The 14,069-nt window shown below is 60.0% G+C and carries 13 protein-coding genes and 1 tRNA gene; 11 read left to right on the plus strand and 3 right to left on the minus strand.

All coding sequences use genetic code 11. The features are described 5' to 3' along the window. The first annotated feature begins 3 nt into the window (after window positions 1–3). A complete protein-coding gene (locus F7P80_RS07430; RefSeq protein WP_249041408.1) occupies window positions 4–1,971 on the plus strand; it encodes a dynamin family protein in 1,968 nt (655 codons plus the stop codon). 48 nt (window positions 1,972–2,019) lie between these two features. Further along, window positions 2,020–3,093: an A/G-specific adenine glycosylase gene (mutY, locus tag F7P80_RS07435; protein WP_151043717.1), complete on the plus strand. Its 1,074-nt coding sequence runs from the start codon at window positions 2,020–2,022 to the stop codon at window positions 3,091–3,093. Between the two features lie 89 nt (window positions 3,094–3,182). Here mutY and rapZ read toward each other — a convergent pair whose 3' ends face one another. From rapZ to F7P80_RS07450, 3 genes are read right to left on the minus strand one after another with little or no spacing between them, the layout of a single operon-like run. After that, a complete protein-coding gene (gene rapZ, locus F7P80_RS07440) occupies window positions 3,183–4,097 on the minus strand; it encodes an RNase adapter RapZ (protein WP_151043719.1) in 915 nt (304 codons plus the stop codon). Window positions 4,098–4,114: 17 nt separating this feature from the next. Continuing rightward, window positions 4,115–5,770 (minus strand): DNA repair protein RecN, encoded by a 1,656-nt coding sequence (gene recN / locus F7P80_RS07445; protein ID WP_151043721.1) that lies wholly within the window; start codon window positions 5,768–5,770, stop codon window positions 4,115–4,117. A gap of 2 nt (window positions 5,771–5,772) precedes the next feature. Continuing rightward, on the minus strand, window positions 5,773–6,675 hold the full coding sequence (locus F7P80_RS07450; protein ID WP_054066743.1) for an NAD kinase: 903 nt from the start codon (window positions 6,673–6,675) through the stop codon (window positions 5,773–5,775). 29 nt (window positions 6,676–6,704) lie between these two features. On the opposite strand from F7P80_RS07450, the gene hrcA reads away from it, so the two are divergent. From hrcA to F7P80_RS07495, 9 genes are all read left to right on the plus strand, one after another. Further along, the gene (gene hrcA / locus F7P80_RS07455) at window positions 6,705–7,712 is read left to right on the plus strand and encodes a heat-inducible transcriptional repressor HrcA (RefSeq protein WP_054066744.1); all 1,008 of its coding nucleotides are present in this window, start codon (window positions 6,705–6,707) and stop codon (window positions 7,710–7,712) included. 51 nt (window positions 7,713–7,763) lie between these two features. Further along, a tRNA-Ile gene (locus tag F7P80_RS07460) sits at window positions 7,764–7,840 on the plus strand. A gap of 335 nt (window positions 7,841–8,175) precedes the next feature. Further along, window positions 8,176–9,270 (plus strand): redox-regulated ATPase YchF, encoded by a 1,095-nt coding sequence (gene ychF / locus F7P80_RS07465; RefSeq protein ID WP_054066745.1) that lies wholly within the window; start codon window positions 8,176–8,178, stop codon window positions 9,268–9,270. Between the two features lie 218 nt (window positions 9,271–9,488). After that, window positions 9,489–10,661 carry a tyrosine-type recombinase/integrase gene (locus F7P80_RS07470; protein WP_034016139.1) on the plus strand — a complete coding sequence of 391 codons (1,173 nt, stop codon included), beginning with the start codon at window positions 9,489–9,491 and terminating at the stop codon, window positions 10,659–10,661. Then, a complete protein-coding gene (locus F7P80_RS07475) occupies window positions 10,658–11,446 on the plus strand; it encodes a hypothetical protein (RefSeq protein ID WP_151043723.1) in 789 nt (262 codons plus the stop codon). The genes F7P80_RS07470 and F7P80_RS07475 overlap by 4 nt, the downstream gene beginning before the upstream one ends. 136 nt (window positions 11,447–11,582) lie before the next feature. After that, window positions 11,583–11,804, plus strand: a complete 222-nt coding sequence (locus tag F7P80_RS07480; protein WP_151043725.1) for a helix-turn-helix transcriptional regulator — start codon at window positions 11,583–11,585, stop codon at window positions 11,802–11,804. After that, window positions 11,801–12,715 carry a hypothetical protein gene (locus F7P80_RS07485; RefSeq protein ID WP_151043727.1) on the plus strand — a complete coding sequence of 305 codons (915 nt, stop codon included), beginning with the start codon at window positions 11,801–11,803 and terminating at the stop codon, window positions 12,713–12,715. The genes F7P80_RS07480 and F7P80_RS07485 overlap by 4 nt, the downstream gene beginning before the upstream one ends. Further along, complete coding sequence (locus tag F7P80_RS07490; protein WP_151044096.1) at window positions 12,699–13,760, plus strand: site-specific integrase; 1,062 nt, start codon at window positions 12,699–12,701, stop codon at window positions 13,758–13,760. The genes F7P80_RS07485 and F7P80_RS07490 overlap by 17 nt, the downstream gene beginning before the upstream one ends. 66 nt (window positions 13,761–13,826) lie before the next feature. Further along, window positions 13,827–14,015, plus strand: coding sequence for a ribbon-helix-helix domain-containing protein (locus F7P80_RS07495; protein WP_151043729.1), 189 nt, complete (start codon window positions 13,827–13,829; stop codon window positions 14,013–14,015). Window positions 14,016–14,069 lie beyond the last annotated feature (54 nt).

Raw genomic sequence — 14,069 nt, forward strand, 5'->3', positions numbered from 1 at the left:
ATCGTGGGCCCTTCACCTTCATTTAGCGAGCAGTTCGACCGTCTGAGCCACTGGCGCAAAAGCTTTGCGGCGCAGATGGCCAGTTTCCGGGAATGGCTGGCGGCCCATGAACTGCTGGATGCGGCGGTGCAGGAGCAGCTGCAGCGGCTGGAAAACCTGTTGCGTGGCGACAAGGTGAGCGTAGCCTTTGTGGCAGAGTTCTCCCGTGGCAAGTCAGAGCTGATCAATGCCGTGTTTTTTGCCCACTACGGCCGGCGCATCATGCCCGCCAGCCCCGGGCGCACCACCATGTGCCCGACCGAGCTGAGCTACGACACCGGCCTGCAACCCTGCCTGCGCCTGCTACCCATTGAAACACGTGCTCAGCCCTACAGCCTGGCCGAGTGGCGTGAGCGCCCTTCCACCTGGGTGCAGCTGCCGCTGGATGTGGATGATGCCGACCAGCTGGCGCAGACCATGGCCCATGTGGCGCAGGTACGCAAGGTGCCGGTGGACGAAGCCCGCCAGCTGGGTTTCTGGAGCGATGAAGACGGCGTGGAAAACCCGCTGGTGGATGCGCAGGGGCTGGTGGAAATCCCCAAATGGCGCCACGCCCTGATCAATATGGCGCATCCGCTGCTCCGGCAGGGGCTGGTGATTGTGGACACCCCGGGCCTGAACGCCGTGGGTACGGAGCCGGAGCTGACGGTCAACCTCATCGCCCAGGCCCATGCCGTGGTGTTTGTGCTGGCGGCTGATACGGGCGTGACCAAGTCAGACCTGGCGATCTGGAAAGAGCTCCTGCAGCCCTGCCACCGTGAAGGGGATGCGCATCTGGTGGTGCTCAACAAGATTGACACCCTGTGGGGCAGCCTGGACTCCGGCACGGAAGTCAAAGAGTTGCTCAACCGCCAGCGCAGGCAAAGCGCCCAGATTCTGGATATTGATCCGGCGCGCATCGTGCCGCTGTCGGCACAGAAAGGGCTGGTGGCCAAGATTGAAAGCAACACCGCACTGCTGCAAAAAAGCGGTCTGCCCTTGTTTGAGGATTTGCTGGCCCAGGGCATTCTGGCCCATCGCCAGAGCATTTTGCGCAGCGTGGTGGGTGAGGGCATGGCGCATTTGCAGCAGCAGGTGCTGCGTTCCATCCTGATTCGCCGCCGTGATCTGGATGAACAGATGCTGGAGCTGCGCAGCCTGCGCGGCAAAAACACGTCCATGATTGGTCGCATGCGCCAGCGCATTGAGCAGGAGCAGCAGGCCTTTGAGAACAGCACGGCCAAGATACTGGCGCTGCGCACCGTGCATCTGAAGCTCATGAACCAGGCCTTCCATCTGCTGGGCGCGACTTCGCTGCGCAAGGAGCTGGAGCAGCTGTCTGGTGCGCTGGAGCATTCGGGGCTGAAGGTGGGGGTGCGCAAGGTCTATGCCTCAACGTTTGAGCGCATGCGTGATCTGGGTGCGCAGGTGCGTGCAGCGGCAGCCGAGGTGCAGACCATGCTGGCTGCCATGTTCCGCGAGCTGAATGCGGAGTTCGGCTTTTCGCTGCAGCCGCCAGGTGATCTGCAGCTGCATGACTTTGAGCGCGAGCTGGCGCAGATTGAAGAGAGCTATCTGCAGTACCTGAGCTTTGGCAACACGCTCAAGCTGGCCAACCCCATGTTCGGCCAGCGCATGCTCAAGGCGCTGGGCATGCGGCTGCGTGCGGTGTTTGAATCCGCAGCCAATGACCTGGATTTATGGAGCAAGAGCGCCACGGCACAGCTCGATGCACAATTGAAGGAGCGCAAGCGCAGCTTTGCCCGGCGCATGGAGGCGGTAGACCGCATCCACGAAGCCGCCAGCGGCCTGGCGCAGCGCATTGCCGAGATTGAGTCGGCCGAGCAGCAGTTGGACCAGCTGGAGCAGCGCCTGGTGCAGTGGGCGCAGCAGCTGCTGCAGGTACCGCAGGCGCAGGCCCTGGAGTCAGCCGTTGTGCCCGAGGCGGTCTGAGTGCTGCTGCGCTGACTCTCTGAACCTTCCTCTTTCCCCGAGCTTCCTTTGAGCGTTCCGAATCCTTTGATTGCCACGCAGGTGGTGCAGTGGCAGGCCGTGCATGGCCGCAACCATCTTCCCTGGCAGCAAACGCGTGACCCGTACCGCGTCTGGCTGTCTGAAATCATGCTGCAGCAGACCCAGGTCACCACAGTGCTGGGCTACTACGAGCGTTTTCTGCAGGCTTTTCCTGATGTGGCCAGCCTGGCGGCTGCACCCGAAGACGATGTGATGGCGCTGTGGAGCGGCCTGGGCTACTACAGCCGCGCACGCAATCTGCACAAATGTGCCAAGGCGGTGATGGCCGAGCATGGTGGCGCTTTCCCGCGCAGTGCCGAGGTGCTGGCGACCTTGCCGGGCATTGGCCGCTCCACCGCAGCGGCCATTGCCTCGTTCTGCTTTGGTGAACGTGCAGCCATTCTGGATGCCAACGTCAAACGCGTGCTCACGCGCGTGCTCGCCTTTGGCGAAGACCTGTCGAGCAGCCGCAATGAAAAAGTGCTGTGGGCGATGGCTGAAGACCTGCTGCCCACGCAGGACCTGCAGCACAGCATGCCGCGCTACACGCAGGGCCTGATGGATCTGGGGGCCACCATTTGCCTGCCACGCAATCCCTCCTGCCTGGTGTGCCCGCTGCAGGCAGACTGCCGTGCTGCACAGCGTGGCAATCCGCAGGACTATCCCGTCAAGACGCGCAAGACCAAGCGTGGCTCACAGGCCTGGTGGCTGCTGGTGTTGCGTGATGTGGGAGGCAATCTCTGCCTGCAGCGCCGCCCTTCCAGCGGTGGTGACACGGGCATCTGGGCGGGGCTGTTCAGCCCGCCGGTCTATGCCGGCGCAGAGGCGTTGAACACGCAGCTGGCCGCGCTGGGCGTGCAGGTACAGGCGCGCCAGGACTGGCCTGCGCAGCTGCATGTGCTTACGCACCGTGATCTGTTTCTGCACCCTGTGGTGGTTGATGTGGCCGGAGTGCAGCCTGCGCTGGATGTGCAGGACGCAGGCTGGCAGTGGCAGTCACCGGCCGCATGGCCCCAGTTGGGATTGCCAGCACCGGTGCGCAAGCTGCTGCAGGATTTATAAAAAACAGAGCTGCCAGCGCTTGTCTAGCAAGTATTTCAGATGCTTTTATATCTGAAATGCTTTATTTATAAGCGCTAGAAGCTATTTTTTTAGTGAGCGATAGCAACGGTATTTGCCAGCGCGCGGCTGTCCATTTCACGGTGGCGGCGCAGGGTAGACCATTGCTGCTGATAGCGCTGTGCCAGCTGTTCCACCAGATAGACAGAGCGGTGCTGCCCGCCGGTGCAGCCAATGGCCACGGTCACATAGCTGCGGTGGTTGGCGTTGAGCACAGGCAGCCAGTGGTCCAGAAACTGCGCAATATGAGCCTGCATGGTCTGCACGTCGGCCTGCTGCTGCAGAAAGTCCTGCACCGGTGCATCCTTGCCGGTCAGCGGGCGCAGCTGCACGTCGTAGTAGGGGTTGGGCAGCATGCGCACATCAAACACATAGTCGGCATCGACCGGAATGCCGTGCTTGAAACCAAAGGACTGGAACACCAGCGTCATCTGGTTGGCTGGCGCCTGCAGCAGCTGCTTCACATAGCTTTGCAGCTGCGCACCGCGGATGTCGCTGGTGTCGATGACGTGGGCGTATTCGCGGATTTCACCAAGCAGCTCGCGCTCGCGGTCGATGATCTGAATCAGCGCCTCGCGAGCCTCCGGGCCCTGTGTGCCCTCGGCCTGTGACAGCGGGTGGCGACGGCGGGTTTCAGAAAAACGCCGTACCAGGGTGTTGGTGGAGGCGTCCAGAAACACCACATGCAGGCGCAGCCCAGAGGCTTTGAGCCGCTGCAGCTTTTCCAGCTCGCGCGGCAGATTGGGCAGGCTGGTAGCGCTGCGGGCATCAATGGCGACGGCCACGCGGTTGCGCTGTTGTGCGCGCTGCAGGCGGATAAAGTCGCCCAGCAGTTCGGGTGGCAGGTTGTCCACGCAGTAGTAGCCTGCGTCTTCCAGTGCATGCAAAGCCACGGATTTGCCCGAACCGGACATGCCGGTAATCAGCACAATCTCCAAATTCTTCATATCCCTGCCTTCCCCTCTCAAGCAGACGTTGCGGCCAGCAGCATCTCACGCGCGTGTGCCATGGTGGTGTCAGAAATCTTCTCGCCGCCCAGCATGCGTGCAATTTCGCGCTCGCGCTGACTGCTGTTGGTGGGGGTGACGGTGCTGAAGGTGCCTGCCTTGTCGCGCTTTTTGGACACCACATAGTGGTGATCGGCACAGGCTGCAACCTGGGGCAGGTGGGTGACGGCCAGCACCTGGCGGTCCTTGCCCAGGGCACGCATGAGCTTGCCGACGGTTTCAGCCACGGCACCGCCGACGCCGGAGTCCACCTCGTCAAAAATCAGCGTGCCAGCCTGACCCAGCTTGCTGGTGGTCACGGCAATGGCCAGCGACAGGCGAGAGAGTTCGCCGCCTGAGGCGACCTTGCCAATGGGCTTGGGCGTTGCGCCGGGGTGGCCTGCGACCAGGAATTGCACGCTGTCCAGCCCGTGGGGCGTGGGTTCATCCAGCTTGTCCAGCTGCACTTCAAACTTGCCGCCCTGCATGCCCAGCCCCTGCATGGCCTGGGTGATGGCGCGCGAGAGCTTGGGTGCAGCCTTGGTGCGCTGCAGCGACAGCTCGCGCGCAGCGCTGTGGTAGGCCGCAAGCGCTTGCTGCTCTGCATGGCGCAGGCGGTCCAGGTCCACCACGGCGTCCAGCTGGCGCAACTCTTCACGCCATGACTGCAGCATGCCCGGCAATTCTTCCGGCGTGCGCTTGTAGCGGCGTGCCAGCTGCATCCATAGCGACAGGCGCTCGTCCAGCTCGGCCAGCTTGTCCGGGTCCAGCTCGGTGCGGCGCAGATAGATCTGCAGCGAATGCTGGGCATCATTGATCTGCGCCAGACTGGATGCCAGCACATCTGCAATCGCTTTGAATTCAGGCTCCAGATGCTCTTTATCCTGTAGCAAATCCTGGGCGCGGTTCAGCGGGGTGCCGACGCCGCTTTCGTCGTTTTCCAGCAGGTACAGCGCATTCTGTGCGGCATCCAGCAGCGCCTGTGCGTGGGACAGGCGGGTGTGCTGGGTGTTGAGCTCTTCCCACTCATCCATGCCGGGGCTGAGCTTTTCCAACTCGCCAATCTGCCACTGCAGGCGTTCGCGCTCACGCTGCAGTGTGTCCTGCGCTGCAATGGCGTGTTCCAGGTCTTTGGCTGCAGAGCGCCAGATCAGCCAGTGCTGGCGCAGGCTCTGGGTGTTGACACCGGCGTAGGCATCAAGCAATTGACGCACGGCATCCGCACGGGTCAGGCTCTGCCAGGCGTGCTGGCCGTGAATGTCCAGCAGCTCCTCACCCAGCGTACGCAGCTGCGTGGCGGTGGCCGGTGCGCCGTTGATCCAGGCGCGGCTGCGGCCCTGGCTGTCAATCACACGGCGCAGCAGCAGCACCTCTTCCAACGCAAAGCCGCCTTCTTCCAGCCAGTTGTGCAGGCGGGCGGGACAGTCAAACTCAGCGCTGATGTCCGCCTGCGTCGCACCTTCTCGCACCACTCCGGCATCGGCGCGGCTGCCCAGTACCAGCTGCAGGGCATCAATCAGAATGGATTTACCCGCGCCGGTTTCGCCGGTCAGCACGGTAAAGCCTGCGTGCAAATCCAGCTCCAGCTGCTGCACGATGACAAAGTCGCGCAGCGTGATCCGCTTGAGCGCCATGGTCAGTAACCTCCCTCGTTCCAGCCGAGCTTCTTGCGCAGCGTTGCAAAGTAGTCCCAGCCCACAGGATGGATGAAGCGCACGCTGTGTTCGGAGCGGCGCACATAGATGCGGTCGCCATGCAGCAGTGAGGCCAGTGACTGCATGTCAAAGTTGGCGCTGATGTCCCGGCCGCTGACCACTTCCATCATCACCTCGGTCTGGTCGGACAGCACAATGGGCCGGTTGGACAGCGTATGCGGCGCAATAGGTGCCATCAGCCAGGCAGGAATCGAAGGGTGCATGAGTGGGCCGCCGACCGACAGGGTGTAGGCCGTAGAGCCTGTGGGCGTGGCCACAATCAGACCGTCTGCACGCTGGTTGGAGACAAAGCGTCCATCTACCTCGACGCGAATTTCCACCATGCCCGAGGTGCCGCCACGGTTGACCACCACATCGTTCATGGCCAGGGCTTCAAACACGGTGGCACCATCGCGCACCACGCGTGCATGCATCAGCGGGCGGGCTTCCTGCTCGTACACGCCCTGCAGCATGGAGGGCAGCACCTCTTCATAGCGGTCCAGCGCAATGTCGGTGACAAAGCCGAGGCGGCCTTGATTGATTCCTATCAGTGGCGTGCCGTATTTGGCCATCTGGCGGGCAATGCCCAGCATGGTGCCGTCGCCGCCGACCACAATGCCCAGGTCGCAGTGTTGCCCCAGCTGGTCCACATCCATGGAAGGAAAACTGTGCTGCAGGCCCGTGTGGGCTGCGGTTTCAGCCTCCAGGACGACTTCACATCCTTGTGTACGCAGGAAATTTGCAATACCGTGAAGCACTGTGCTGGACTGCTCGGTAGCAGAACTAGAATGGCTCGGAGACTGGTATTTACCTACCAGTGCGACATGGCGAAACTTGGACGTCATACCGGAAATTACATCATTAAAATCAAAGCATGCTCGATGAACGTGCCAAGTTATTGTTGAAAGCGCTGATCGAGCGCTATATCGCGGATGGTCAGCCGGTGGGCTCGCGCACTTTGTCGCGAGCTTCGGGGCTGGAATTGTCGCCTGCAACCATACGCAATGTCATGTCTGACCTGGAGGAGTTGGGGCTCATCGCCAGTCCTCATACCTCGGCCGGACGGGTGCCCACGGCACGTGGCTACCGCCTGTTCGTCGACACCATGCTCACGGTCCAGGGCAGCGAACTCACTCCCCCGGAGCTGCCCGCTGAGCAACCCCAGAAAGTGATTGCCAATGCGGCGCAGCTGCTGTCCAACATGTCCCAGTTCGTGGGCGTGGTCATGGCGCCGCGCCGCAGCTCGGTGTTCAAGCACATTGAATTTGTGAAGCTGTCCGAGCACCGGGTGCTGCTCATCATCGTCTCTCCACAGGGCGATGTGCAAAACCGCGTGCTGTTTACCGATGTGGAGTTTGATGCCTCGGAGCTCACCACCGCCTCCAACTTCATCAACACACACTACGCCGGTCTGGACATTGAAGAGGTGCGCGAGCGCATCAAGCAGGAAGTGGTGCGCTTGCAGGGTGAAGTGGTCAAACTCATGCAGTCTGCTGTCAATCTGGGCGCCGAAGCCATGATGCCCGGCCCCCAGGAACAGGTCGTCATCTCTGGAGAGCGCAATCTCCTGTCTGTCAGCGATTTCTCCAGTGACATGGGTAATCTGCGCCGTGCTTTTGAGCTGTTCGAGCAAAAGACCCAGATCCTGCGTCTGCTCGATGTCTCCAGCAAGGCCGAAGGCGTGCGTATCTATATTGGTGGCGAAAGCCAGGTCGTGCCTTTTGAGGAGCTGTCGGTTGTCAGTGCCCCATATGAAGTGGATGGTCAGGTGGTTGGCACTCTGGGCGTGATCGGCCCCACGCGCATGCACTACGACAAGATGATTCAGATTGTGGACATCACATCGAAATTGGTCAGCAATGCGCTCAGTCAGCATCGCTAGCCGTTACAATGCGCGGGTTTCGTCCTTCGCAAGGAGCGGCGAGGCCCGGTTGGGGCGTTAGCTCAGTTGGTTAGAGCAGGGGACTCATAATCCCTTGGTCGACAGTTCAAGTCTGTCACGCCCTACCAACATACATAAGGAAAGCCTGCTATCTAAAAAGTAGCAGGCTTTTTTCTTGTCTTGATGGACTGGTGCTCTGTCACTGTCAGCCTGATCTGAAAGACACTTGTCAGGCAGCATAGGAGTGGATGAGCCACCGCAATCCGCCCCTCGCCAGCAGAGATTCGCTGATCATTACAATCGGCATAGATTTCAGTGACAAAACTGGCACAAAACTCTGTCTACACAGAGCGCATCCACGTCACATCTGCCCCCGAACACCGAATACGCGTCCATGCGGATCGGGCACTTCCACCACGGCTGTGTGGTGCTCGATAGTGCATTGATATTTAAGGAAAAATCCATGAGCCTCAAATGCGGCATCGTGGGCCTGCCCAACGTCGGCAAGTCCACCCTTTTCAACGCGCTGACCAAGGCTGGCATCGCCGCCGAGAACTATCCCTTCTGCACGATCGAGCCTAACACCGGCGTGGTGGAAGTGCCTGATCCCCGTCTGAAGCAGCTCGAAGAGATTGTCAAGCCAGAGCGCATCGTGCCTGCCATCGTGGAGTTTGTGGACATCGCTGGTCTGGTGGCTGGCGCCTCTCAGGGTGAAGGCCTGGGCAACCAGTTCCTGGCTCACATCCGTGAGACAGACGCCATCGTGAACGTGGTACGCTGCTTTGAAGACCCCAATGTGATTCACGTGGCGGGCAAGGTGGACCCCATTGCCGATATCGAAGTAATTCAAACCGAGCTGTGCCTGGCTGACCTGGCCACCGTGGAAAAGGCGCTGAATCGCTACTCCAAGGCTGCCAAGTCTGGCAACGACAAGGAAGCGGCCAAGCTGGTGTCTCTGCTGACGCCCATTCAGCAGGCGCTGAATGAAGGCAAGCCAGCGCGCGTAGTGCCCGTGTCCAAGGAAGATGCACCGCTGCTCAAGCCCTTCTGCCTGATTACGGCCAAGCCCGCCATGTTTGTGGGCAACGTTTCGGAAGACGGCTTTGAAAACAACCCCATGCTGGACAAGCTCAAGGCCTACGCCGAAGCCCAGGGTGCGCCTGTGGTGGCGATCTGCGCCAAGATTGAAGCGGAAATGTCCGAGATGGACGACGAAGACCGTGACATGTTCCTGCAGGAAATGGGCCTGGAAGAGCCTGGACTGAATCGCCTGATCCGCGCTGGCTACTCGCTGCTGGGTCTGCAGACTTACTTCACTGCCGGTGTGAAGGAAGTGCGTGCCTGGACTGTGCGCGTGGGCGCAACAGCACCTCAGGCTGCTGGCGTGATCCATGGTGACTTCGAGCGTGGTTTTATCCGTGCCCAGACCATTGCGTTTGAAGACTTCATCGCCTACAAGGGCGAACAAGGTGCCAAGGACGCAGGCAAGATGCGTGCTGAAGGCAAGGAATACATTGTCAAGGATGGCGATGTGATGAACTTCCTGTTCAACGTTTGAGTCGCCATGCCGTTTTCCTGATGTTTCATGAAACACCAGGAAAGCATGAAAACCCCCAATAAAACCGCGCATTTGCGCGGTTTTATTGTTTCATAGCGCTGCTTCAAGTTTCCCGAGTAGTCAATGCATGCCTGAGTACGCTAGCGAGTACAGCTCTTGGAGTATGTACGAATAAGTGAGTATAGTGCCGCTGTCGCCATGACAAGGAGTCAGCCACCATGCTTACCGACACGCACTGCCGCAACGCCAAGCCCAGGGAGAAGCTCTACCGCTTGAATGACCAGCGCGGGCTCTACCTCGAAGTCAAGCCCAACGGAGTCAAGGCTTGGCGATACCGCTTCACACTGGATGGCAAGGCCAGCATGTTTGCGCTTGGCGAATACCCTGCTGTTACGCTCTCTGAAGCCAGGGAACGCAGCGAGGCCGCACGCAAACTGGTCAAGCAAGGCATCAATCCCGCCCAGCAAAGGCAGCTCGACCGCATCCGGAAAGCCAGCGAAGCAAAGAACACCTTCGAGATCGTCGCCAAGGAGTGGCTGCAGACAAAGGACTGGGAAGATGTCACCAAGAACCGGCGTCTGGATATGCTGGAGCGCGTGGTATTCCCCAGTATCGGCAGCATGCCGGTTCGCGAAATAACGCCAACCCATGTCCTGGACATCCTGCAGAAAACAGCAAAGCGTGGCGCGCCCACGGTCGCAGCCGAGGCGCGGCGCACCATGTCCGCCGTATTCGAGTTCGCCGTCGCCACCTTGCGAGCCGACAGCGACCCGGTTTGGCCGGTGCGCAAGGCGCTACCGGCAAACAAGACCCAGCACAAGCCGGCACTGAGTAAAGAGCAGATCGGCAAACTGCTGAGCGACTTCGCAAACCACCGCTGCAGCTTTCAGGTAAGTCATTGCATGCAACTGATGTGGTGGACCCTGGCGCGACCGACCGAAGTGGCCGAGGCGGCCTGGGATGAGTTTGACCTTGAGAAGGCTGTTTGGCGTATCCCGGCGCAGCGCATGAAAGCGCGCAAGGAGCACGTCGTGCCTCTGCCACGACAGGCAGTGGAGATGCTCAAAGGACTGCATGCCATTACCGGCAACCGCAAGCACCTGTTTCCTGGCCGGGATGATCGCAACGCCCCTATGTCCGCCGCATCGCTTCGCCAGGCGCTCAAGGTTTTGGGGTGGAGTGGCGCTTATAGCCCACACGCCACGCGGACCAGCGGCAGTACCCGTCTTAACGAGATGGGCTACCGCCCCGATGCCATCGAGGCGCAGCTTGCCCATGCCGACCAGAACAATGTGCGTCGTACCTACAACCACGCCACCTATTTCGATGAGCGCCGCACCATGATGCAGGAATGGGCGGACAAGTTGGATGAATGGAAGGGGCAAGCATGAAGCCGATCAAAACATCAAGCGATGGGCATGCCTTTCTCCCCCTCGGTCAAATTGAATATGAAATTTTCGCCCGCAGGACCCGTTGTGGCCTTCCTGTTTTCAGAGACCCCGCTGCTTTTTCCGAGCAGCTCAAAACTTTGGCGGCGTGGCATGCGGACCAAGTCAACCCCCTCAGAGACGAAGAGAGGAAAAAACGCTACCAGGCCGTCGCCAAAGCCGTTCACCTACTGCAGGAAGCATTGCTGGGTTTGAAGCCTGATGAAATCGAGCGGCTCCTAAGTGAGGAAAATCGATATTTGTCGTCAGGCACACTTGATGCGGCAGCTAATGAGCCGGATGACGAGCAGTTGTGGGCGGAGCTAAATATCGAACCAGCACAGTGCCATGAGCACGTCCTGATCCGACACAACCTGCACACACTTCAAATGATTGCAGAAGGACTCGCTTCTAACAAAAGAGGTAGGCCATCACTTACCGCCGAGCTTGATACCGCGATGGAGTTCGTTTGGATTTGCCACATCGCTGGTTGGACGCTTGGCGTTGCAAATAGCGGGAGAGAGGAAAAACGCGGGGACCAAGTCCTGGAGTCCGACGCGGTACGTTGCTTGGCCGCAGTCTTTCACGAGGGGGGAGAAAACCCCGTAACCAGTATTCAGCGTGCTAAAACTATGCTTCGCAAGATACGTAAGGGGGAAAGGTGCTACCTCTATGGTGACAAACACGTATCCGGTGAAATCAGCTACCGGATCAGTTTTCAAGGCGTTTCTACAAACTCTCCGGATTGATCTGGCAGCTCGCATCCGCTGGAGGGGATTTACGACGGACAGAAAGTGACGCGGTTTTGCGCATATTTAATGTCCGTGCGCACGGCTTCAATCAGTCGCAGCATGGCCTCGTGTTCAAGATCATTCGAGGTGTTTCATGCGCGTCATAAAGGTTCAGGATGTCTGCGACAAAATTGCCGTCAGCCGGACAACCCTCTGGCGACTTTGCCAGTCTGAAGATTTTCCAAAGCCAGTTCGGCTAGGCCCTGGCGGCCGTTCGATTGGCTTTTTTGCCCACGAGATCGACGCGTGGCTTGAGACTCAGGCGGCGGAGCGTGAGCACGCCGGTTGTCTGGCTCGCCAGAGGGCGAAGTCATGAGCCGCATCCGCATTGATGACTCTGCGGAATATTGGTGGTCTCTGCCTTGCAGCCTGCTGCGCGATTCGCGGCTGAGCTATGAAGCGCGAGGCGTGGCTTGCCACTTGCTCTCGCTAGGCCGTAACTGGCAGTTGCGCGCTGTCGCACTGCCGCGCGTGCTGCACGATCAGTCACGAGCGAAAGGCCATCTCGGCAGAGACCTTTGCCGCCGCATACTGCGCGAACTTGAAGATGCCGGCTACCTGGCGCGGAGGAAGTTCCAGGACGAGGAAGGGCTTTGGCGATGGGAGTCCGTGTTGACACCCGTTTCGCAAAAGGTGCCACAGACATCCATGGCCGGCTTGGCCGGCGACGGAGAAACCGTGGACGGCGCATCCGTCGCCGGTCAGGGCGGTGATATAGGTGTAGGTGAATACAAGGAAGAAGTAGTAGTAAAAAATATAAAACCACTACTACAGACAGGGGCTGTGGATAACTCTCCGAAAACGGGAGAGGCTTCCGCGCCCTTGGACTTGTCGCACCCTTCTCTTCTGCCCTACCTGCGCGTCATCGCCGACGTAACCCGCCGCTTCGGCCCCTCGCTCTCAGCACAACAGATACAGCTTGTCGCCGACGAGCTGGCTGGCGTCCTGTCGGCAGCCGGTAGTGGCAAGCACGCGGGCATCCGCTCCGTGCGCTCATGGCTATTGGCCGTGATGAATAGCGCTGTCGCGGGAGAATTCATCGCCGAGTTCGCACCGAACATCGCCCGCTGGCGAAAGAACCGACAGGAGGCGATGGAGGCAGCGCAGTCGCGCGCTCCTGTACAACAGTCAGAAGCCGAGCGTCAAAAGACAAAGGCTGAACGCGCAAAGGCCATCGCCGATTTGAAAGCGATGTTCCACGGTGAACGAAATGATCGACGCGAATGAGATGGTTGCGCTGATCGAATCGTGCCGGCACGAGATGCAAGCCATGCTTCCGGCCGATGAATTTGCCAGCTTGAGTAGCAAGACCAGGCAAGACTATCGCCAGCTCGGCCGCACGCTGTTGCAGCGTCCCCGCTACGCCGAAGGTGGGGCGGCCGAAGTCATGACGGCCACCCTGCGTCCGACAACCTTCTACAAACGCGTCGCAGCGCTTCGCTACTGCCTGTACGCCGATCTTGTCGAGCAGCTGAAAAGCCTGCGTTCCGCGCTCTCTGCCCGACCTGTGGACAGGTTGCAAGTCATGGCCATCCAAGCCCAATTGCAACAACAGCGTACATTTCTGCGCGAGTTCGATATAGCCCGGCAAAGCGGCCCTACCGATGAGCGCCGCAAGCGTGCCAGCAAGCGGCAAGCCTTGCGCGGCCTCCCCGGCGACTGGCGCGAGCGACTGTATCAGCGCGCTGCGAAAGGCAAGTATGCCGATGCGATTCTGGTCGCCGCGCTGACCGGCTGCCGCCCGGAAGAACTGCGGCGCGGCGTGCTCATTCGCTGGGTGAACAATCCGCGCAACGACATGGGCGAGATCAATTTCGAGATCGATGGCGCCAAGATCAAGGCGCATCAAGGCCAGCCGCACCGCTTGATCGCCTATGGCGCACACGATCCTCATCCATTGCTGGAGGCTCTGCGCATCCGTCTAGCGGGGCGGCGGGAATTGCTCGTTTGCATTGACAGCCCGGTCAACTTTACCGTCGAAGTCCGTCGGCTAGCACGTAGCCTCTGGCCGAAGCACAAGCACGCTATCACGGCTTACTGCCTGCGCCACCAATGGGCGGCCGACCTGAAACGGCACGCGGCTGCGGACTCAGTCAGCCAGGGGTTGGGACATGCCAGCGCCAAAACACGGCGTCACTACGGCCAAGCCAATCAGGCCAGCAGCCGGCATGCCCTGCATCCCATCGCCATCGAGGCTGAGCGCTCCGTGAGGCTGGCTACCGCTAAGGCGCCGCACCATCGAGCAGCCTCAAGCAAGACAGTCACCCCCTGAAGAGAATCATGGCGGGGTGAGGCAAAATGCAGTACATTTGCGTGACATCAATGACGAGACGCCGCCATGTCACGCCTGAAGGACGAAACCCTTTCCATCCGCACCTCCGCCGAGATCAAGCAGCTTTTGCGCTTGGCGGCTGATCGTGAGCGTCGCTCGGTGGCCTCAATGATCGAAATTCTGGTGTTGGAGTACGCTCGTACGCATGGCCTGAAACCAGACCCTCAAGGTGAGCCAGTAAAGGGAAATATATGAGGGTGGCGAATGCCGAGGAGATGCTGCACGTCAAAATCAAGAAGCTGAGGAAAT

The sequence above is a fragment of the Comamonas kerstersii genome, from assembly GCF_008801935.1.
GTDB lineage: Bacteria > Pseudomonadota > Gammaproteobacteria > Burkholderiales > Burkholderiaceae_C > Comamonas > Comamonas kerstersii.